The 19582-nt window shown below is 72.2% G+C and carries 15 protein-coding genes; 4 read left to right on the top strand and 11 right to left on the bottom strand.

Going from position 1 to position 19582, the window contains the following annotated elements:
* The first annotated feature begins 125 nt into the window (after window positions 1-125).
* The 3 genes from asnB to ABZ865_RS12800 are packed head-to-tail and all read left to right on the top strand — an operon-like array spanning window position 126 to window position 5579.
* A complete protein-coding gene (gene asnB, locus ABZ865_RS12790) occupies window positions 126-1964 on the top strand; it encodes an asparagine synthase (glutamine-hydrolyzing) (protein WP_361228208.1) in 1839 nt (612 codons plus the stop codon).
* Window positions 1964-3520: an AMP-binding protein gene (locus ABZ865_RS12795; protein WP_361228211.1), complete on the top strand. Its 1557-nt coding sequence runs from the start codon at window positions 1964-1966 to the stop codon at window positions 3518-3520. Before asnB ends, ABZ865_RS12795 begins: the two co-directional genes overlap by 1 nt.
* On the top strand, window positions 3513-5579 hold the full coding sequence (locus tag ABZ865_RS12800; protein WP_361228214.1) for a condensation domain-containing protein: 2067 nt from the start codon (window positions 3513-3515) through the stop codon (window positions 5577-5579). The genes ABZ865_RS12795 and ABZ865_RS12800 overlap by 8 nt, the downstream gene beginning before the upstream one ends.
* A gap of 52 nt (window positions 5580-5631) precedes the next feature.
* Here ABZ865_RS12800 and ABZ865_RS12805 read toward each other — a convergent pair whose 3' ends face one another.
* The 9 genes from ABZ865_RS12805 to ABZ865_RS12845 all read right to left on the bottom strand — a co-directional run bounded on the left by ABZ865_RS12805 (window position 5632) and on the right by ABZ865_RS12845 (window position 16432).
* Window positions 5632-6558 (bottom strand): diiron oxygenase, encoded by a 927-nt coding sequence (locus ABZ865_RS12805; RefSeq protein WP_361228216.1) that lies wholly within the window; start codon window positions 6556-6558, stop codon window positions 5632-5634.
* Window positions 6555-9380: a condensation domain-containing protein gene (locus ABZ865_RS12810; RefSeq protein WP_361228219.1), complete on the bottom strand. Its 2826-nt coding sequence runs from the start codon at window positions 9378-9380 to the stop codon at window positions 6555-6557. Before ABZ865_RS12810 ends, ABZ865_RS12805 begins: the two co-directional genes overlap by 4 nt.
* A 48-nt stretch (window positions 9381-9428) precedes the next feature.
* Window positions 9429-10697 carry an MFS transporter gene (locus ABZ865_RS12815; protein ID WP_361228222.1) on the bottom strand — a complete coding sequence of 423 codons (1269 nt, stop codon included), beginning with the start codon at window positions 10695-10697 and terminating at the stop codon, window positions 9429-9431.
* Window positions 10681-10929, bottom strand: a complete 249-nt coding sequence (locus ABZ865_RS12820; protein ID WP_361228225.1) for a phosphopantetheine-binding protein — start codon at window positions 10927-10929, stop codon at window positions 10681-10683. Before ABZ865_RS12820 ends, ABZ865_RS12815 begins: the two co-directional genes overlap by 17 nt.
* The gene (locus ABZ865_RS12825; RefSeq protein WP_361228228.1) at window positions 10922-12448 is read right to left on the bottom strand and encodes an amino acid adenylation domain-containing protein; all 1527 of its coding nucleotides are present in this window, start codon (window positions 12446-12448) and stop codon (window positions 10922-10924) included. The genes ABZ865_RS12820 and ABZ865_RS12825 overlap by 8 nt, the downstream gene beginning before the upstream one ends.
* Complete coding sequence (ccrA, locus tag ABZ865_RS12830) at window positions 12445-13788, bottom strand: crotonyl-CoA carboxylase/reductase (RefSeq protein WP_361228231.1); 1344 nt, start codon at window positions 13786-13788, stop codon at window positions 12445-12447. Before ccrA ends, ABZ865_RS12825 begins: the two co-directional genes overlap by 4 nt.
* A 31-nt stretch (window positions 13789-13819) precedes the next feature.
* Window positions 13820-15268 carry a methylmalonyl-CoA mutase family protein gene (locus ABZ865_RS12835; RefSeq protein WP_361228234.1) on the bottom strand — a complete coding sequence of 483 codons (1449 nt, stop codon included), beginning with the start codon at window positions 15266-15268 and terminating at the stop codon, window positions 13820-13822.
* Window positions 15269-15271: 3 nt separating this feature from the next.
* Window positions 15272-15535 carry a phosphopantetheine-binding protein gene (locus tag ABZ865_RS12840; protein WP_361228237.1) on the bottom strand — a complete coding sequence of 88 codons (264 nt, stop codon included), beginning with the start codon at window positions 15533-15535 and terminating at the stop codon, window positions 15272-15274.
* A gap of 231 nt (window positions 15536-15766) precedes the next feature.
* Window positions 15767-16432 carry a helix-turn-helix transcriptional regulator gene (locus tag ABZ865_RS12845; protein WP_361228239.1) on the bottom strand — a complete coding sequence of 222 codons (666 nt, stop codon included), beginning with the start codon at window positions 16430-16432 and terminating at the stop codon, window positions 15767-15769.
* A gap of 338 nt (window positions 16433-16770) precedes the next feature.
* Here ABZ865_RS12845 and ABZ865_RS12850 point away from each other — a divergent pair, with 338 nt between their 5' ends.
* Entirely contained in the window at window positions 16771-17175 is a 405-nt protein-coding gene (locus ABZ865_RS12850) for a hypothetical protein (protein ID WP_361228241.1), read from the top strand.
* 64 nt (window positions 17176-17239) lie between these two features.
* On the opposite strand, the gene ABZ865_RS12855 is transcribed toward ABZ865_RS12850, so the two are convergent.
* Entirely contained in the window at window positions 17240-18151 is a 912-nt protein-coding gene (locus tag ABZ865_RS12855) for an aldehyde dehydrogenase family protein (protein ID WP_361228244.1), read from the bottom strand.
* Entirely contained in the window at window positions 18144-19580 is a 1437-nt protein-coding gene (locus ABZ865_RS12860; RefSeq protein WP_361228248.1) for an aldehyde dehydrogenase family protein, read from the bottom strand. The genes ABZ865_RS12855 and ABZ865_RS12860 overlap by 8 nt, the downstream gene beginning before the upstream one ends.
* Between the last annotated feature and the right edge of the window lie 2 nt (window positions 19581-19582).

A 19582-nucleotide genomic window follows, 5' to 3' on the forward strand; every position in this document is an offset into this window, starting at 1 on the left:
CCGGGGTGACGTGCGGGGCGCCACGCGTGATCCTCGTTCTCCAACACCGTCTTTCACCCCCGGGTCCTCGCACCCGCCTTGATCCGAGGCCCACGCGGGGACTGCGACGCTGGGAGCGCTTTTCCATGTGCGGCATAGTCGGCCTCGTCTCCTTCACCCAAGACCTCTCGCACCGCCCCGACCTGGCCGAGTCGATGCGTGGCGCGCTCGCTCTGCGCGGTCCGGACGAAGTGAGCGACTGGTCCTCCCCGCGGGCGCTGTTCGTGCCCCGCCGGCTGGCCGTGGTCGACCTGGAGGGCGGCCACCAGCCCGCCGTCGCGACGGACGAGGCCGGCCGCGAGACCGTCGTCCTGAGCTACACCGGCGAGGTCTTCAACTTCGCCGAACTCCGCGACGAACTGCGCCGCCGCGGCCATCGGTTCCGCGACCGCAGCGACACCGAGGTGGTGCTGCGCGCCTACGAGGAGTGGGGCCCGGCCTGCGCCGAACGGCTGCGCGGCATGTTCGCCTTCGCCGTGTGGGACGTGCGGCGCGAGGAACTCGTCCTGATCCGCGACCGCTTCGGCATCTATCCGCTGTTCTACGCCGAGACGCCGGACGGCTTCGCCTTCGGTTCCGAGCCCAAGGCGCTGTTCACCACAGGACTGGTCGACCCGGTCGTGGACCGGGCCGGCCTGCTGGAGGCGCTGTCCTTCACCCCCACGCCGGGCCTGTCGGTGTTCCGGCACACCCGTGAGGTGATCCCGGGCGAGGTGGTCCGCTATTCGCGCGCGGGCGTCAGCCGCGCCCGGTACTGGAACTTCACCCCCCGCGAGCACACGGACGACCTTGCCACCACGGAGCGGACCGTGCGCGAGATGCTGGAGGACATCATCCGGCGACAGGTGACGGCGGACGTGCCGATCTCCTCCATGCTCTCCGGCGGCCTGGACTCCAGCGCGGTCTGCGCCCTGGTCAACCGCTCCCTCGGCGGTGACGAGCAACTGCGTACCTTCTCCATGGAGTTCGCCTACCACCTGGAGAACTTCCGTCCCGACGAGGTGCACGACTCCCCGGACGCCCCGTACGTCGCCAAGATGGCCGCGCACCTGGGCAGCGAGCACCGTGAGCTGCTGATCGACAGGGACCACCTCGCCGACCCCGAGGCCCAGGCGGCCGTGGTGCGGGCCCACGACCGGCCCGTCGCCGGACTCGACATGTACGTGTCGCTGTACCGGCTCTCCCAGGAGGTCCGCCGCTTCTGCACGGTCACCCTCACCGGCGACGGCTCGGACGAGCTGTTCGGCGGATACATGTGGTTCCACGACCCGTTCTACGTGAAGTCCCGGACCTTCCCCTGGCTCGGCGCCTCGCACCGGATGGAGTTCCTGTCCGGACTCCTGGACCGCGAGCTGTACCACGAGCTCGACTTCGCCGGGTACACGCAGGCCCGCTACGAGGAGGCGCTCACCGAGGTCCCGCTGACCGGTGAGGAGTCCGCGCACGAGCGCCGGATGCGGGAGATCACGTACCTCAACATGACCCGCTACCTGCGGGTCATCCTGGACCGCAAGGACCGCCTCGGGATGGCCGCCTCGATCGAGGGCCGGGTGCCGTTCTGCGACCACGAACTCGCCGAGTACGTCTACAGCGTGCCGTGGGAGATGAAGGTCGCCGACGGGCGGGAGAAGAGCCTGCTGCGCGCCGCGGTCCGCGATCTGCTGCCGCAGTCGGTGCTGGAACGCAAGAAGTCCCCGTACCCGACCGTCCAGGACCCCGCCTACCGCACGGCGCTGCGGGCCCAGCTGAGGGACATCACCACGCGGTCCGGGGCCCGGGTGAACGACCTGCTGGACCCCGCGCGGGTCGAGTCCGTCCTCGGCGACCCGACCTTCGGCCTGCGGGCCGGGGTGACCCGGATGAGCATCGAGGCGGCGGTGCAGCTGCACCACTGGTTCGAGTCCGGTGTGCGGGTCGAGCTCTGATGCCGCTCATCGACCTGCTCGTCACCGCCGGCGAGAAGTACGCGAGCCGAATCGCGGTGATGCACGGGGACACCGCATACACCTACGCGCAGCTGGACAGCGCCTCCGCCCGGATCGCGGCCGGGCTGGCCGAGCGCGGCGTGGTTCCCGGCCAGGCGGTCGGGGTGCTGGCGCCGCGCGGCTGGTGGCGGTGCGCCGCCGTGCTGGGCGTCTGGCGTGCCGGCGCCGCGGTCGTCGCCCTGGACCCGAGCCTGCCGGAACAGCGGCTGGCCCGGATCACCGGGGCCGCCGGAGTCCGGCTGGCGCTGGCCGACGGCGGGGCGCCCGCCGTCGGCCTCGGCCCGGAGGTGACCGTGCTCGCGGCCGGGGAACTCGCCGTGGCCACCGGCCCGGACCCGGCGCCCGACGTGACCGGTCCGGTCGCCTACGTCGTCGCCACATCCGGCTCCACGGGTACACCGAAATGCGTGGCGGTCCCGCCCGTGGTGCTGGAGGATCTGGCGGCCTGGCACCTGGACGCCTGGGAGCGGCCCGAGCCGCCGCGCACCCTGCACGCCGCGTCGGTCGGCTTCGACGTCGGTTTCCAGGAGCTGGTGGCGACCTGGGCCGCGGGCGCGCCGCTGGTCGTGGCCGACGACGTGACGCGCCGGGACCCGTTCCTGCTCGCGGCCCTGCTGGAGCGGTACGACGTCGCCCGGGCCTTCCTCCCGGTGGCCTCCCTGCACGCCTTGGCCGTCGCGGTGCCGGTGACCGGCCACCGCCTGCCCGCGCTGCGGGAGGTCGTCGTCGCGGGAGAGCGGCTGGTGGTCAACGAGGAGGTACGCGCGCTGTTCGCGGACCTCGACGCGACCCTGGTCAACCAGTACGGCCCCAGTGAGACCCACGTGGTGACCGAGTACCGCCTGCCGGCGGATCCGGCGGCCTGGCCCGCGCACCCGCCGCTGGGCGGACCCGTGGCCGGGGCCGGCCTGACGCGGCTGCGGGAGGGGATCCTCGGGCCCTTCGAGGAGGGCGAGGAGGCCGAACTCGTCGTCACCGGCCGCTGCCTGGCGGCGGGTTACCTCGGCGACGAGCGGCTGACCGAGGAGCGGTTCCGCGAACTGCCGTACGTCACCGGCGGCACCCGGCGCGGCTATCTCACCGGCGACCTGGTGCGCCTGGAGAACGGTCTGCTGCACTTCGTGGGCCGGATCGACGACCAGCTCAAGGTGCGCGGATACCGCGTGGAGCCGGGTGAGATCGAGGCCGTCCTGAGTGCGGTCCCCGGCGTGCGCAGGGCCGCCGTGGTCGGACACGGAGGGGGCCGGACGACGGCGCTGCACGCCTACGTCGTACCCGTCGCCGAGGACGGCGCCCACCGGCTGGACACCGCGACACTGCGGGCCGCCTGCGCCGCCGCCCTGCCCGACTACATGGTCCCGGCCCGCTTCGTCGTCGTGCCGGAGCTGCCGCTGACGGCCAACGGGAAGATCGCCCGGCGGGAACTGCCGGGCACGGCGGGCACGGGGACGGCGAGGACGGCGAGGACGGGGACGGCGGAGGCGGACCGTGGCTGAGACGGCGGAGGCGGCCGACGCCGCACCGCACCTGGTGCGGCTGTCCCCGGCGCAGGAGGCGATGTGGCTGGAGCAGCAACTGCATCCGCGGTCCATCAACGGCGGCTTCCTCTCGGTCCTCGTCACCGGCGAGGTGACCGCCGAACAGGTGCGGGCCGCCTGCCTGACCGTGTGCGAGGACAACCCACAGCTGCGCGGGCTGGTCACCGACACCACCGAGGCCCGGCTGGCCGTTCACTCGGCCCAGGCCGTGCTCCAGTTCGAGGAGCAGCCCCTGGCGGCCGCGCCGGGCGAGGAGCTCACGGCGGCCCGTGCCTGGTACCGGGAGCACCGCGTGGGGCCCTGGGACCTGACCACCCGCTCGCCCATCACCTTCTCCCTGCTCACCCACGCCCCGGACCGGCACACCCTGGTCGTCGGCGTCCACCACATCGCCTTCGACGGACGCTCCAAGTTCGTCTTCGCCCGTCAGTTCCTGCGTGCCCTCGCCGGCGTCCGCGCGACCGGCCCCCGACCCCCGCGCGAGAAACGGACGGTGCCCGAGCACCCGGCGATCGACGAGGAACTGGAGCAGGTCGTCCGGTACTGGCTGACCGCCGACCTGGCCACCCTCCCCGGACTCGTTCTGCCCAGGGCCGCCGGGACCGAGCCGGACGGCAGGGTACGGCCGACGCCCCGCTTCGATCTGCCGGCCGAGCACTGCGCCCGGTTGCGCGAGCTGACCCGGCGTGCGGACGTCAGCTTCTTCACCGGTCTGGTCGCCTGTGCCGCGGCGGTGCTCCACGAGTACGGCAACCGCCGCTTCGTCCTGGGCATCCCGGTGGACACCAGCGTGCCCGAGACCCGGGACCACATCGGCCTCCAGGTCAACGTCGTCCCCTGCCTGATCGAGGTGGGGCCCGAGGCGACCTTCCGGGACCTGCTGGCGAGCAGCGGGGAGGCACTCCGCCTCGTCCACCGGCACCGCCGGGTCCCGTTCAGCTGGGTGCTGCGCGAACTGCGCCGACGGCACGGCGTGGATGTCAGCCAGGGCGCCTTCGACCGGATCGGGGTGTCGTACCCGTCGGTCGCGCGGGATCTCGGCGAGGTGCCGGGGCTGGAGTTCGACTGGGACTTCTTCGCCCCCAACTCGACGCGGTCCTTCGATCTCATCCTGCAACTGCGTCGCGAGGGCGACGCGGCCTACGGGCGCCTGGACTTCACCCCGGCCGCCCTCGACCGGGCGGGCGCGGCCCGGTTCACGGCCGACTTCACCCGGCTGCTCGACGTGCTCACCGACCGGCCCGACGCACCGCTGCACACCCTGGCCGCGACCTGCGTACGCCCCGCCGGGACGCGCGTACACCCCGCCGAGGCCGACCAACCGCCCGTCGCACGCGGGTCGTTCCCCGAACTGGCCGCCGTGGCGGCGACCGGACCGGCCGGCACGCCGGTCGCCCACTGCCCGGTCGAGCAGTTCCTGCCGACGCCCGCGGTGGCCGCGTACTCCGCCGCGGGCGGCCGAGTCCTGCTGGATGTCGTCGATCCCGTCGTCGGGCGGCTCGGCGTATGCGCCTGGCGGGCGCGGGACCCGTACGGCATCTGGCTCACCGACCCGGCCCCCGGCCGTCGGCTGCGGGTGACCGACCCCGCCGGGCGTACCCTGCCGCGCGGCGTCACGGGACTGCTCGGTGTCGCCGACGACCCGCGCCCCGGCGTGTTCCGCGCCTGGATCGACCCTGAGGACCGCGTCCGCCTGTCGGGAACGGCGGACCAGATACGGCACTGGGTCGGGCGCACCCTGGACCGTGCCGAGGCCGAGGCGGCGATCGCCGCGTTGCCCGGGGTCCACGAGGCCGCGGTCGTCGTCGGCTCCGGCACCGGGGGAGCGCCCAGGGTCCGGGCGGCCGTCGTGCCGTGCGCGGGCGCGGACACCGAGCCCCACCTCTGGCGCCGCGTCGTCCGCCGCGCCTGGCCCGCGGGCTGGCCGCCCCCCACCGTGCACGTGCTCGGCCGGCTCCCCCGGCTGCCGTCCGGCGCGGTGGACGCCGCCGCGCTGTCGGCGCTGGTGGAGGAGTGACCTCCGGGTTCCCGGAGCAGGGCCCCCGGCGGCCGGCGCCGCCGGGGGCCGGTCAGTCGGCGAGGCCCAGCAGATGCAGTTGCTCGCGGGCCTCGGGAATGTCGAACGCGCCCACCGACTCGCACAGCCGCAGCGTGTGCCGTCCCGCGTCCCGCACACCCGCGGTCAGGACCTCCTCGCGGTAGCAGTCGCGCAGGACCTCCTCCGCCCGGTCGGCGGGCATGCCGACCGAGCGCAGAGCGGCCCGCACCGGGGCGATGTCCGGTCGCAGGCAGTCGTTCACGAAGTGCGGCATGCTGCACGCCACCTTCACCCGTGTCGCCGGCGACAGACCCGCCCACAGCTCCTTGAAGTAGCGGGCGAAGTAGGCGTGGTGGTGCACCTCGTCACGGACGTGGTCGCCCACGACCTCGCGCACCACCCTGAAGACCGTCTCGTCGCGCGGTATGCGGGCCAGCATCCTCGTCACCACGGTCTCGAAGGCGACCACCTGGAGGATGTGGGCCAGCGTGCCGTGGTCCGGCAGGAACTCCCGCCCGGTCCGGTCCAGCCGGGCCATGCGCGGGCCGAAGTCGTACGGCAGCACGGGTACCGCCGTGGTCTTCTCCACCTGCTGGACCACGTCCAGGCTGAACAGCGCATGGTAGGCCTCGTCGCTGTAGATCTTGAACGCGTCCAGCCGGGCGTCGGGACCGAGTTCGACGTCGGTCTCCCCGTGCGCCACGAGTGCCGCTCCCCGGTTGACGACCTTGGTCTCCAGGTGCGAGGTGAACAGCATGTACTGGTAGAAGTGCTGGGTGAGCAGTGCCCGGCGGGTGTCCGCGCCGGCACCGGCCAGCCCCTCGTGGTGCAGATGCGGGACCAGGTGCTCGGGAAAGACCGTCAGCCCGGCCTCCTGGTCCTCCTCCAGCATCCGGCGCGGGCCACCGCGCACACTGGCGCTCTCGTACCAGTCCGGGGCGACCCTGGGCTCCGTCATGACCTTCCGATCCGCTCTGTGAACGCCTCCGCGATCTGCTCCACGGCGGGAGAACCGAGGACCTCGATGTGCGTTCCGGGCACCCGGCGCAGCTCCAGTTCCCCGCTCAGCCCCTCCCAGCTCCCGGCGAGCGCCTCCGGGTAGCCGGCCGGGTTGTCCGCACACAGGAACAGCTGGACCGGCGCGGCCGTCTTCGCCGGGTCGCATTCGGCCACCAGCCCGAGCAGCCGGCCCCAGTCCCGCAGCATGCGCGCGGCCTGGTCCGCGGGCGTCTCCCGCAGCAGGTCCAGGTCGACGCCGAAGCGCCGCATCAGCAGTCGCTGTTCGGCGGTGGTCCCCAGCACCCCGGTGCCGTCCCGGCCCACCGACTCGGCGAGCGCGAACAGCTCCGATCCGGTCGCGGACATCCGCTCGGCGTCGTCGTCGGTGCGCTGCGCGAGCGAGTCCAGCAGGGCCACCAGGGCGACGTCGTGGCCGAGTTCGGTCAGCCGGCCGGCCACCGAATGGGCCAGCACACCGCCCAGCGACCAGCCGAGCAGCGCGATCCGACGACCGGGCAGGGCCTCGGCCAGGGTGGTGGCGTACCGGTCCACCAGGTCCGCGTAGGAGGCGTCGTCGGGGTGGACACCCGCCACCCGCTCCAGGCCGACGACCTCCGTGTCGCCGGGGAGCAGGGCGACCAGCTCGCCGTAGCACATGAGAGTGCCGCCGACCGGATGGATCAGTGCCACCGCCACGTCGCCCGGACTCGACGCGGGAGTCCGCAGCCGCACCAGGCCGCCGGGCTCGGCCGCGGCGCCCTCGGCGAGGACGCGGGCCAGCGCCGCCACCGTCGGGTTGTTCATGAACACGCCCACACCGAGCGGCCGGCCCAGCTCCTCGGCGACCCGTGCCACGAGCCGTACCGCCAGCAGCGACTGGCCGCCGAAGTCGAAGAAGTTGTCGTGCCGGCCGAGGCCGGGCACTCCGAGCAGCTCCTCGAACAGCTCCACCAGCCGGCGCTCGACCGCGTCGCGCGGCGCCTCGTCGTCGGGACCGGCCGGTTCCTGCCCCGCCTGCGGACGCACGGCGGTCAGCACGGACGCGTCAAGACGGCCGTCCGCCCCGGTGGGGAGCGAGTCCAGGACCACGATCCGCTGGGGGATCAGGTGAGCCGGCACCCGGGCCCGCAGATGGGCCGACAGCTCCCGCTGCCCGGGCGGTTCGGCCCCCGGACACGGCACGACGCAGGCCACGTCCTGTTCGCCGCCCTCGCTCCCGTCGCCGCGCACCACCGCGGCGGCCAGCACCCCGGGATGGGCCGCCAGGGCCGCCTCCGCGGGGTCCCGCCACAGTTCGAACCGCCCGTCCGGGGCGAACCGGCCCCGCTCCCCGGTCGGTACGAGCTCCCCGGTCGCCGGATCCTCGGCGTGCACGGCGCCGTAGAACCCGAGGGGCAGCGGACGCAGCCGCTCGTCCAGCACGTACCGGCCGGCCCGCGCGCCGAGTGCGCCGACCCGCTCGCGTTCCTGATCGTCCATCAACTCCACGTCGGCGACCGGTGTGTCCGGATCCGACAGCAGGCCGTCGAGCAGCCGCAGGAACACCGAGACCAGCCGTTCGGCCGTCGCCCGGGAGAACCGCTGCGCGCTGTAGGCGAAGTCGCCCTTGAGCACCCCGTACTCGTGCAGCAGGGTGAGTGCCAGGTCGAAGTGCGAGGTCGGCCACGGGAACGGCAGCGGCTCCACCGTGAGACCGGGCAGCCCCCAGTCCTGCTCGACCTTGCGGCGGTTGAAGACCAGCGCCACCTGGAACAGCGGGTTGCGCGTGGACTCCCGGGACGGCCGGGTGGCGTCCACGACGGCCTCGAAGGGCACGTGCTGACGCTGGAGACTTTCGAGCACGGTCCGCCGGGAGGCCTTGAGCAGCGCCGCGAAGCTCTGCTCCGGGGCGACCTCGCCGCGCAGCACGACCGTGTTCTGGAAGAAGCCCACGGTCTCGGCGAAACGCTGGTCGGTCCGGCCGCTCATCGGCGTGCCGACCGCGATGTCCGCGGCACCGGTCCACCGGTGCAGCAGCACCAGCAGCGCCGCGTGGAACACCATGAACTCCGAGACCCGGTGGGAGCGGCTCACCTCGGCGAGCCGCGCGGAGACGGCCTCGGGCACGGTGAAGCCGACCCGGTCACCGGTGAACAGCCCATGGTCCTCGGGGACATGCTCCTCGGGCAGCGGCAGCACCGGCAGCCCGGCCAGCCGCTCCTGCCAGAACCGCAGGCCCGCCGGGTCGGGCTCGGCCAGCAGCCCGGAGCAGAACTCGGCGTACGGGTGCTCGGGCCCCGACTCGGGAAGGGCGGCCGGATCGGCGTACAGCCGGTGCAGTTCGCCGGCCAGCGCGGTCGCCGCGACCTCGTCGATGATCAGGTGGTGGAAGCAGAGCGCCATCGCGTGCTCCTCGGGCCCCAGCTCCACCACGTCGACGCGCAGCAGCGGGCCGCGCACCACGTCGAAGGGCCGGCCCGCGTACCGGACGACCTCGGCGGCGGCCGTGGGCAGGTCCACGCCCGGCAGCCGGGTCCAGTTCACCTCGACCCGGGGCGCCGACTCCGCCGGGTGGATCACCTGGAGCACCTGGCCGTCGCTCTCCCGGACCGTCAGCCGCAACGCCTGATGCCGGGCCACCAGGACGTCCACCGCGTGCTGCAGCCGCGCACGGTCCAGGCCACCGCGCACCCGCAGCACGATCGGCACGTTGTACACCGCGCTGTCCGGGGCCAGGCAGTGCAGGAAGTACACCCCTCGTTGCTGGGGCGTCAGAGGCAGCACCAGGGGTGCCCTCGTCATGGGTTCTCCTTCTGGGGATGCGGTGGCCTGCCGGAGCGTGGCGGCACGTCACTCCGCGGCGGCGGACGCGGAGTGCGTCTGCGCGGCGGGGCCGGGCCCCGGCGCGGTCGTGAAGGTCCGCACCCGCAGGCCGAGATAGCAGGAGCTGCTCACGATCAGGACGACCATGACGCCCAGCAGCACCCGGTAGTCGACGGCGGCGATCAGCGCGGCGCTGGTGGCCACGGCCAGCACCTGGGGCGCGGTCGCAAGCATGCTGGCGGCCGACGCGACGCGGCCCTGGAGTCCGTCCGGGGAGTTGCGCTGCACGGATGTGTACAGGCCGACGACCGCGCCCGGGATGCCCAGGCCGATCACGAACACGCCCGCCAGCGCCACCGCCACTCCGGGCAGGATGAGCAGGGCGCAGCCGAGGCCCATCGTGCCGAGTCCGAGGACGGTCAGCAGCGCCTCCCGGCCCGGACCCACCCGCTTGAGCACCCGGCCCCCGGCCACACCGCCCAGCACCGAGCCGACACCCTTGGTGACGGTGAGCACACCGACGAACGTCGCGCTGCGGTGCAGTCCCTCGTCGGTGACCGCGTAGATCAGGGTCTCGATGAAGCCGAAGCCCAGCAGGCCGAACCCCATCGCCACCGACACCGCACGCAGCCGCGGGGTGCGCGCCAGGTGCCGTACGCCGGCCAGGAGTTCCTGCCTGAGCCGGCCCTCCGGACGCTGCGGCTCGGGCTCGTCCACCCGTACCGCGAGCACACACACGGCGCACAACAGGAAGGTCACCACCTCCAGGGCGGCCACGGCGCGCGCGCCGACCATGGTGTACAGAAGCGTGCCGACGGCGGGCGCGACGAGCATGCCGCCCTCCTGGAGCGTCCGCATCAGCGCGTTGGTGGTCCCCAGATCGTCGGGCGGCACCAGACGGGTGAGCAGCGCGCTGCCCGCCGCGTTGTGCATGCCGACGCCCAGGCCGATGCCGAACAACACCAGATACAGCAGCCACGCCTGGTCCTTGTCCTGGACGAGGAAGGCGAGGCAGACCCATCCGGCCAGGACGAAGTTGATCAGTGCGATCAGCGGTCTGCGCCGGTAGCGGTCCACGACCAGACCGAGGAACGGGGCGCCCAGCCGGGGCACCACATAGGCGGCGAAGGCCAGCCCGGCCGCGCCGTCGGAATCCGTCAGGTCCTTCATCCAGATGCCGAGGGCGATCCACAGCGCGGCGTCGCCGAACAGCGAGACGCTGGTCCCGGCGATCCACAGCCGGACGTCCCGCTTCCCCGGGGTCCGGGCCTGGGACGCTTCAGAATCGGTCGGCATGGGCCTTCTCCAGTTCGGTGGTGAGCTCGTCGACCGTGGGGTGGTCGAACACCATCAGCGGGGGGACCTCGACACCGAGCCGCTCCTCCAGCAGAACCGTGAGCCTGGTCGCCACCAGCGAATCCCCGCCGAGGTCGAAGAAGTCGTCGTCGGGTCCGATCCCGTCGATGCCGAGCACCTCGGTCCAGACCGCGGTGACGGTGCCGGCCAGCCGGTCGCGCACCTCAGACATAGTTCTCCTTACGTCGCCACTCGGGGGTGGGCAGGGCGGTCCGGTCGACCTTGCCGTTGGCGGTGACGGGCAGCGCGTCGATGGCCGCGAAGAGGGTCGGGACCATGTACTCGGGCAGCTTTCGGCGCAGCGAGGCGCGCAGCGCCCGGCGGTCCAGCGGGCCGGTGACGGTCACCCAGGCGACCAGCTTCGGATCGCCGACGAGATTGGTGCGCACGCCCACGGCGGCCTGCCCGATGTGCGGATGCTCCGCCAGCAGGTTCTCGATCTCGCCCGGCTCGACGCGGTGCCCGAGCAGCTTGACCTGCCCGTCGATCCGGCCGAGGAACTCGTGGGCACCGTCGGCCCGGCGGCGGGCCAGGTCGCCGGTGCGGTACCAGGTGCGTCCGGTGTCGTCCGCGACGAACCGCTCCACGGTCAGGTCCGGGCGGCGCCAGTAGCCGAGGCCGACCCCCGCGCCGGTGATCCACAACTCGCCCTCGGCGCCCTCGGGTACGACCGCGCCGGAGTCGTCCCGCAACTCCGCCTCGGCGCCCTGGACCGGCACGCCGATCGGGACCGAGCGGGGGAACTCCTCGTCCGGCGCGATCCGGTGGCACAGCGAGAAGGTGGTGGCCTCGGTCGGGCCGTAGCCGTTGACGATCTCCAGGCCCGGGGCGGCCTCCCGGAGCCGGCGGACGTGCTCCACGGACAGCACGTCACCGCCGGCCAGCACCACCCGCAGCGAGCCCAACGACCGTGCCGAGAAATCGATCTGACGGTGGAAGAGCGCAGCGGTCAGCCACAGGACGCTGATGCTCCGTGCCCGCAGCAGCTCGCCCAGCGAGGCCGGGTCGAGCGGACCGGGCGGCGCCACCTCCAGCCGGGCGCCGTTGAGCAGGGCACCCCAGATCTCGAAGGTGGCCGCGTCGAAGGCGACCGGGGCGAGCTGGAGAAGCCGGTCGCGGGCGTCCAGCGTCACGTAGTTCGGTTCCCGCACCAGGTTCAGCACCGCCCGGTGCGGCACCATGACGCCCTTCGGCCGACCCGTGGATCCGGAGGTGTACATCACACAGGCGACGTCCTCCGGGGTGGCCCGGAGTGCGGGGCCGGAGCCGGCGTCAGCACCGGGCTGGTCGTGGCGGAGCAGCGGCACGTCGTGGGCCGCCAGCACGTCGCCACCCGCCGCGTCGCACAGGGCGAGCCGCACCTCGGCGTCCGCGACGATCCCCGCCAGCCGTTCGGGGGCTTCGCCCAGGTCGACCGGAAGGTACGCCGCCGACGCCTTGAGTACCGCGAGCAGACCGACGACCAGCGCGGCCGACCGCTCCAGGCACACCAGGACCCGGTCGCCCGGCAGGACACCCCGCGCGATGAGCGCCCGTGCCAACGCGTCCGACCGGCGGTCGAGTTCGCGGTAGCTCAGCTCCGCGTCCGCGGTGGCGACGGCGATCGCCTCCGGCGTGCGGGCGGCCTGCCGGCGGAACGCCTCGGCGACACTACGGGGCGGCTGCGCCGGGGTCGATTCGACGGTGGTCACGACCGCGCCACCTGCCCGGCGTGGTCACGGAAGAGCCGCAGCCGGTCCTCGCCGATCCGCTCGCGCAGCCCGGGGTCCTCCACGCCCTGGCCCTCGGCGGTCGCCAGGTTCAGCAGGCCCACCTTGCCCTCGTGCGCGTTGAGCTGCACCGAGCGGGTCGCTTCCGGCGCCTGTTCCAGCGGGAAGACCCGGGACAGCGCGGGCACGACCATGCCGAGCCGCAGCAGCCGGTTCGCCTCCCACGCCTCGTCGATGTTCGCGCCGTGGCTGCCGATGACCCGCTTGAGCTTCATCCAGAGGTAGCGGTTGTCGTAGACGTGCCGGTACCCGCTGCTGGATCCGCACGTCACCACCACACCGCCGCGCCGCACCACGTTCACCGAGGTCTCGAAGGTGGACCGGCCGACGTGCTCGAAGACGACGTGCGGGTCCTCGCCGAGTTCCTTGCGGATGACCGAGCCCAGCGCCCGCCACGCCGACGCGTCGTCGTCCTGGTCGCCCAGGCCCACACTGTTGCGGTCGATGACGAGATGACAGCCCAGCCGGTCCACGAGGTCGCCCTTGTCGCCGGAGCCGACGACGCCGACGGCGATCCCGCCCGCCTGGCGCACGAGCTGCACGGCGTAACTGCCGAGCCCGCCGGCCGCACCCCAGATCAGCACGATGTCCCCGGCCCTGATCCGGGCGCCGTGGTCACCGATCAGCATGCGGTACGAGGTGCCGAGGCACAGCGTGTTGCAGGCGGCCTCCTCCCACGACAGGTGCGGAGGCTTGGGGATGAGCTGGGAGGCGCGGACCACGGCGAAGTCGCCGAACGCGCCGAAGTTGGTCTCGAACCCCCAGGCGAGCATGCCCGTGGTCAGCATTCCGTCCCGCTGGGCGACCGGATCCTGCTCGTCGATGTAGGGCGGGTTGACCACCACCCGGTCGCCGGGCGCCCAGTGCCGTACGGCACTGCCCACCCGGACCACCACGCCGGCCGCGTCGGATCCGACGACCTGGTAGTCGCGGTCGTGCCGCGCCTCCCAGCGACCCTGGCGGCCGAACTGGCGCAGGAAACGGAACGTGGAGACCGGCTCGTACAGCGCGGACCAGACGGTGTTGTAGTTGACGGCCGACGCCATCACCGCGACCAGCACCTCGTCCGGCGCCAGCTCCGGCATGGGGACATCACCGACGTGCAGGGTGCGCCGTACGTCCTTGGCGCGGCTGTCGACGCCCTGGAACAGCTGCTCGTCCTCGCGGCGCAGAAAGACCGCGCGGTAGGACTCGGGGACCTGGCAGGCCAGCAGTTCGTCCGGGTCCGCGCCGTGCTGGACCGCCTCGATCAGATGGGGCATGAGTGGGTACTCCGCTGGGGGTGGGGTCGCGTCAGGACTGGTGCGGGGCCGACGCGTTGTCCGCCGGTCGCATGGCGGCACACAGCTGCCCGATGGTGGCCCGCCGCCGGACCGCCTCGATGAGGGCCGGCAGGACGTTGCGACCCGCGCGGGCGTCGTCGCGCAGCCGGGCGAGCTCGGGCTCGCAGGACGGGCGTTCGACATCGCGCCGGCCGCCCGTCGTGGTGTGGCGTTCGGCCTGGAGCAGCTGCTGCTCGGATGCCGAGGGGGAGGTCTCCAGCACGCCCACGGTGGGGCCGGGGTCGCGGAAGGCCAGCTCCTCGATCTGCCCCTCCAGCCAGCCGCTGCGGATACAGGCCGCGATACCGCCGCGTTCCTCGATCCGCTCCAGCCAGTCGTCGACGTCCTTGCCCAGCTCGTCGACGAGTGCCTCGATCACATGGGAGCCGCCCAGCGGGTCCGTGTAGCGGGCGAGGTCGGTCTCGTGGGCGAGGATCTGCTGGGTGCGCAGCGCGATCCGGGCACCCAGCGGACCGGGGGTCTGTACGGCCTCGTCGAAGCTGCACACGTGCAGCGACTGGGTGCCGCCGAGTACGGCGGCGACCGCCTGGAGGGTGGCCCGGACGATGTTGTTGAGGGGTTCCTGGTAGGCGAGGGCCGATCCGAACGTGTTGACCTGCGCGCGCAGTTTCATCGCCCGGGACGAGGTGACGCCCCAGCGGTCGCGCATCCGCTCGGCGTACCGCCGGCGGGCGACCCGGAGCTTGGCGGCCTCCTTCAACACCTCCATGTCGGTGCCGAAGATGAAGCTGAGCCGGGAGGCCACCTGCTCCGTCGAGTGACCGCGCTCGACCATCCCGGCCAGGTAGGCGTCGACGCTCGCCAGTGCGCAGGCGACCTCCAGCGCGGCGTCCGCCCCGGCCTCGCGGGCATGCCCGCCGGAGACGGAGATGGGGTTGACGCCGGGCAGATGCTCCATGCAGTACTCGACGACGTCGAGGGCGTAGCGCACGCTGGTGTCGAGGTCGTAGACGTAGGCCTTGCGGGCGAGGAACTCCTTGAGCATCTCGTTCTGCAGGGTGCCGCGCAGGGCGGCGGGGTCCACGCCCGACTCCTCGGCGGCCACGATCCACATCGCCAGCAGCATCGGGGCGGTGGCGTTGATGGTGAAGGACACCGAGACCCGGTCGAGCGGGATCTCCGAGAACACCGTCTTCAGGTCGTCCACGGTGGCGACGGAGACACCGGTGCGTCCCACCTCGCCGTCAGCGGCGGGCTCGTCGGGGTCGAGGCCGAGCTGGGTCGGCAGGTCGAAGGCGAGCGACAGGCCCGTCTCGCCCATCTCCAGGAGGTACTTGAAGCGGCTGTTGGTGGTCTCGGCGCTGCACAGACCCGCCAGTTGCCGCATGGTCCACAGCCGTGTCGTGTATCCCCCCGGATGCAGCCCGGCGTCGTAGGGAAACTCTCCCGGTATGCCCATGGGTCATACCTGGGACGCGTCGTGGATCGTGTCCAGGACCGATACGGCGAACTCGCGCAGCTCCGGGTATTCGAAAACGTTGAGCAGCGGGATGTCCGCGCCGAACCGGGTGCGCAGTACCGCCACGATCCGAGTGGCGACCAGCGAGTCGACGCCGAGTTCGAGGAGATTGTCGTCGAGGGTCACTTCGGGGAGACCGACAGCCTCGGCCGTCACGGCCAGTACGGCGATTTCGACATCGGCAAGGGTGACCGAAGCAATGGACATTCCGTCATCCGTTTCTGCCCGCTGCGCGTGCGCGCGGCACGGAATAGCGGGGGACAAGTCCCTTGCGGGGCTAATGGGCTGGACAGGGGTGCGGCCCCCGCACAGGGGGCCGCACCGGGTCCGTGATCTGCTGATCAACTTAGAAGTCCGAGCGCCGCGGCAGCAACAGATCTCGGGTGGCAAAGTCGGCAGAAACCTGCCAGCGCCCGGCCCTGGTCCGCCGCGGTCCGGTCAGTTCACGGACAGCAGACCCAACGCGGCGGCCTTCAGGCCCGCCTCGAAGCGGGTGTTGACGTCCATGGAGCTCAGGATGGCCGCGACGTGCCGCCGGTAGGTGCGGACGGACACGTTCATCTGCCGTGCGGCCGTGTCGTCCTTCATGCCCGAGCCGAGCATCCGCAGCACTTCCCGCTGGGCGTCGTCCAGGCTCAGCGGACGGTCCGAGGGGGGCGGCAGCAGTGCCTTGGCGTGTCCCCACAGCACCTGATGGAACTGGTACAGCGCGGCGGTGGCCTCGTGGCGGGCGAGCAGGATCTGCGGCTGTCCCTCCGGCCCCGCCGCGCGGACCAGGGCGAGTTCGGTGCCCAGCAGGGTCAGGTCGGGCAGTGGCGCGTCGGAGACACGCAGGTGCACCTGCCGGGCCGGGACGCCGTAGAGCAGAGCGCGCGTGCCGGTGTTGGGTACGGCGATCCGGGCGGCCAGCAGCCGCAGGCGGTGGCCGCGTTCGAGGACTTCGGTGCGGATCAGGCGCGAGAAGTCCGAATTCGGATGGCGCACGACCTCGGTGGCGAAGCGCCCGCTCAACTGCATGAATCCTCGGGTGTGCGGCGCCTCGGCGAGTGCGCGGCGGAATACCTCGCCGACCGCGGCGCCGTCGAGCGGGCACACAAGTTCCATTGAAAGTTGCACGGAATCGTGCGCAGCGGCGAGCACGCGTTCCTGTGGATCCACTCTTTGAAGAGACACGATTCCCCCGGTCTCAATTGTCACTCTTGGGTCGAAGAGTTCGGCGATCGATGCGTTCGGGACGGAAGGGGTCGTCCATTCGTTCCCGGCAGTCGATCATGAGCGTACGGCAAGGACGATTATCGGTCGACGGCTCGAATGTCGTATGTCGGTTGCCGTGCAGAGTGATCGCTTGCGATGCTTGTAGATCGCCTTTGAATTGTGACCCGCATCTCAACTACCCTACGTGTCGACCCCATTACCCTGCGCACCAGAAGGTGGCACCAGCGATGGCCCGACACACTTCCTCCCAGCACCCCACCGCGCGGCGCACCCTGATCGCCCTCGCGGCCGCCGGAGCGGCCCTGGGCGCCGGCGCGGCGACGGCACACGCGGAGACCGGCACCCCCGCCGTGGACGTGCCGTGGCGGCCCACCTCGCTCGGCAAGATCGACCCCCAGGCCGGCCTCCAGGCCGTCACCGGCACGGTCGGCCACGTCACCGGCCCGGTGGCCGGCCTCAAGCCCAACCCGCTGGCGGGCACGGGCGTCGACCCCCTGGACAACGGCGTGGGCACCCAACTGGCCGACTTCAAGCCGGTCGGCTCCCAGACGCTGACCGCTCCGCTGGCTCAGGCACCGTCCGTGGGAAGTGCGCCGGTGGTGGGCCCGGTGCTCGGAGGGCTGGGCCGCTGAGGCGCCCTGAAAGAACAAGAGAGGGGCGGGGTCTGCGACAGCAGCCCCGCCCCTCTCCCGTGCCTCAGTAGGACGACCCGGACGCACCCAGCGAACCGGTCGGATGCCACACCGTCTTCGTCTCCAGGAACGCGGTCATCCGGTCGATCCCCGGAGTCGCCGCGTAATCCACAGCCTGTGGACGCAGCACCCGCTTCAGGTTGTCGGCCGCCGCGATCTCCAGCTCCTTCGCCAGCTCCTCGTCCGCGCCCGCGAGGTCGATCGCGTTGACGTCCTGGTGTGCGGCCAGCGGCGTCGCGATCTCCGCCGTACGGCCGGACAGCACGTTGACGACCCCGCCCGGGACGTCGGAGGTGGCCAGCACCTCGCCCAGGGAGAGGGCGGGGAGCGGGGCCTTCTCGGAGGCGACCACGACCGCCGTGTTGCCGGTGGCGATCACGGGGGCGAGGACCGAGACCAGGCCCAGGAAGGACGACTCCTGCGGGGCCAGGACGGCGACCACGCCGGTCGGCTCCGGGGAGGAGAGGTTGAAGAACGGACCCGCGACCGGGTTCGCGCCGCCGATGACCTGGGCGATCTTGTCGGTCCAGCCCGCGTACCAGACCCAGCGGTCGATCGTGGCGTCCACGACCGCGGCCGCCTTCGCCTTCGACAGGCCCTCCGCGTCCGCGACCTCGCGGACGAACTGCTCCTTGCGGCCCTCGAGCATCTCGGCGACGCGGTAGAGGATCTGACCGCGGTTGTAGGCGGTCGCGCCGGCCCAGCCGCCGAACGCCTTGCGCGCGGCCACGACCGCGTCACGGGCGTCCTTGCGGGAGGACTGCGGAGCGTTGGCCAGCCACTTGCCCTTCGAGTCCGTCACCTCGTACACCCGGCCGCTCTCGGAACGCGGGAACTTCCCGCCGACGTACAGCTTGTAGGTCTTGAAGACCGACAGACGGTCGAAACGCTCGGTCTTTTCGGTCTTCTCAGACATCGAGGTACGCCTCCAGGCCGTGGCGGCCGCCCTCGCGGCCGAAGCCCGACTCCTTGTAGCCGCCGAACGGCGAGGTCGGGTCGAACTTGTTGAACGTGTTGGACCAGACGACACCGGCGCGCAGCTTGTTCGCGACGGCCAGGATCCGGGAGCCCTTCTCGGTCCAGATGCCGGCGGAGAGGCCGTACTGGGTGTTGTTCGCCTTGGCGACCGCCTCGTCCGGCGTGCGGAAGGTGAGAACGGACAGCACCGGGCCGAAGATCTCGTCGCGGGCGATGGTGTGCGCCTGGGTGACGTTCGTGAAGAGCGTCGGGGCGAACCAGTAGCCGGACGACGGGAGTTCACAGGCCGGCGACCAGCGCTCGGCGCCCTCCGCCTCGCCCTTGTCCGCGAGCGCGGTGATCCGGGCCAGCTGCTCGGCGGAGTTGATCGCGCCGATGTCGGTGTTCTTGTCCAGCGGGTCACCGAGGCGCAGGGTCGACAGGCGGCGCTTGAGGGAGTCCAGCAGCTCGTCCTGGATGGACTCCTGGACGAGGAGGCGGGAGCCGGCGCAGCAGACCTGGCCCTGGTTGAAGAAGATGCCGGTGACGATGCCCTCGACGGCCTGGTCGATCGGGGCGTCGTCGAAGACGATGTTGGCGCCCTTGCCGCCCAGTTCGAGGGTGAGCTTCTTCTTCGTGCCGGCCACCGTGCGGGCGATCTCCTTGCCCACGGCCGTGGAGCCGGTGAAGGCGACCTTGTTGACGTCCGGGTGCGCGACCAGCGCGGCGCCCGCGTCGCCGTAGCCCGGAAGGATGTTGACGACACCCTTGGGCAGGCCGGCCTGACGGCAGATGTCCGCGAAGAAGAGGGCGGAGAGCGGGGTCGTCTCGGCGGGCTTCAGGACGACCGTGTTGCCGGTCGCCAGCGCCGGGGCGATCTTCCACGCCAGCATCAGCAGCGGGAAGTTCCAGGGGATGACCTGGCCGGCGACACCGAGGGGCTTCGGGTTCGCCCCGAAGCCGGCGTGGTCCAGCTTGTCGGCCCAGCCCGCGTAGTAGAAGAAGTGCGCGGCGACCAGCGGGAGGTCCGCGTCGCGGGTCTCCTTGATCGGCTTGCCGTTGTCCAGCGTCTCCAGGACGGCCAGCTCGCGGCTGCGCTCCTGGATGATCCGCGCGATGCGGAACAGGTACTTCGCGCGCTCGGAGCCCGTCAGCGCCGACCACTTCTCGAACGCCTTGCGGGCGGCCTTCACCGCACGGTCGACGTCGGCCTCGCCGGCCTGGGCGACCTCGGACAGCACCTCTTCCGTGCTGGGGCTGACGGTCTTGAAGACCTTGCCGTCGGCTGCCTCGGTGAACTCGCCGTCGATGAACAGGCCGTAGGAGGGGGCGATGTCGACGACGGAGCGGGACTCGGGCGCCGGTGCGTACTCGAATGCGGATGCCATGG

It is taken from the genome of Streptomyces sp. NPDC047085, assembly GCF_040643735.1.
In the GTDB taxonomy this organism is placed as follows: Bacteria; Actinomycetota; Actinomycetes; order Streptomycetales; family Streptomycetaceae; genus Streptomyces.

Excerpts from the sequence above, each read along its gene's own strand:
- asnB (WP_361228208.1), top strand. The coding sequence starts at position 126 with ATGTGCGGCATAGTCGGCCTCGTCTCCTTCACCCAAGACCTCTCGCAC.
- ABZ865_RS12795 (WP_361228211.1), top strand. The coding sequence starts at position 1,964 with ATGCCGCTCATCGACCTGCTCGTCACCGCCGGCGAGAAGTACGCGAGC.
- ABZ865_RS12805 (WP_361228216.1), bottom strand. The coding sequence starts at position 6,558 with ATGACGGAGCCCAGGGTCGCCCCGGACTGGTACGAGAGCGCCAGTGTG.
- ABZ865_RS12810 (WP_361228219.1), bottom strand. The coding sequence starts at position 9,380 with ATGACGAGGGCACCCCTGGTGCTGCCTCTGACGCCCCAGCAACGAGGG.
- ABZ865_RS12815 (WP_361228222.1), bottom strand. The coding sequence starts at position 10,697 with ATGCCGACCGATTCTGAAGCGTCCCAGGCCCGGACCCCGGGGAAGCGG.
- ABZ865_RS12820 (WP_361228225.1), bottom strand. The coding sequence starts at position 10,929 with ATGTCTGAGGTGCGCGACCGGCTGGCCGGCACCGTCACCGCGGTCTGG.
- ccrA (WP_361228231.1), bottom strand. The coding sequence starts at position 13,788 with ATGCCCCATCTGATCGAGGCGGTCCAGCACGGCGCGGACCCGGACGAA.
- ABZ865_RS12835 (WP_361228234.1), bottom strand. The coding sequence starts at position 15,268 with ATGGGCATACCGGGAGAGTTTCCCTACGACGCCGGGCTGCATCCGGGG.
- ABZ865_RS12840 (WP_361228237.1), bottom strand. The coding sequence starts at position 15,535 with ATGTCCATTGCTTCGGTCACCCTTGCCGATGTCGAAATCGCCGTACTG.
- ABZ865_RS12845 (WP_361228239.1), bottom strand. The coding sequence starts at position 16,432 with ATGGAACTTGTGTGCCCGCTCGACGGCGCCGCGGTCGGCGAGGTATTC.
- ABZ865_RS12850 (WP_361228241.1), top strand. The coding sequence starts at position 16,771 with ATGGCCCGACACACTTCCTCCCAGCACCCCACCGCGCGGCGCACCCTG.
- ABZ865_RS12855 (WP_361228244.1), bottom strand. The coding sequence starts at position 18,151 with ATGTCTGAGAAGACCGAAAAGACCGAGCGTTTCGACCGTCTGTCGGTC.
- ABZ865_RS12860 (WP_361228248.1), bottom strand. The coding sequence starts at position 19,580 with ATGGCATCCGCATTCGAGTACGCACCGGCGCCCGAGTCCCGCTCCGTC.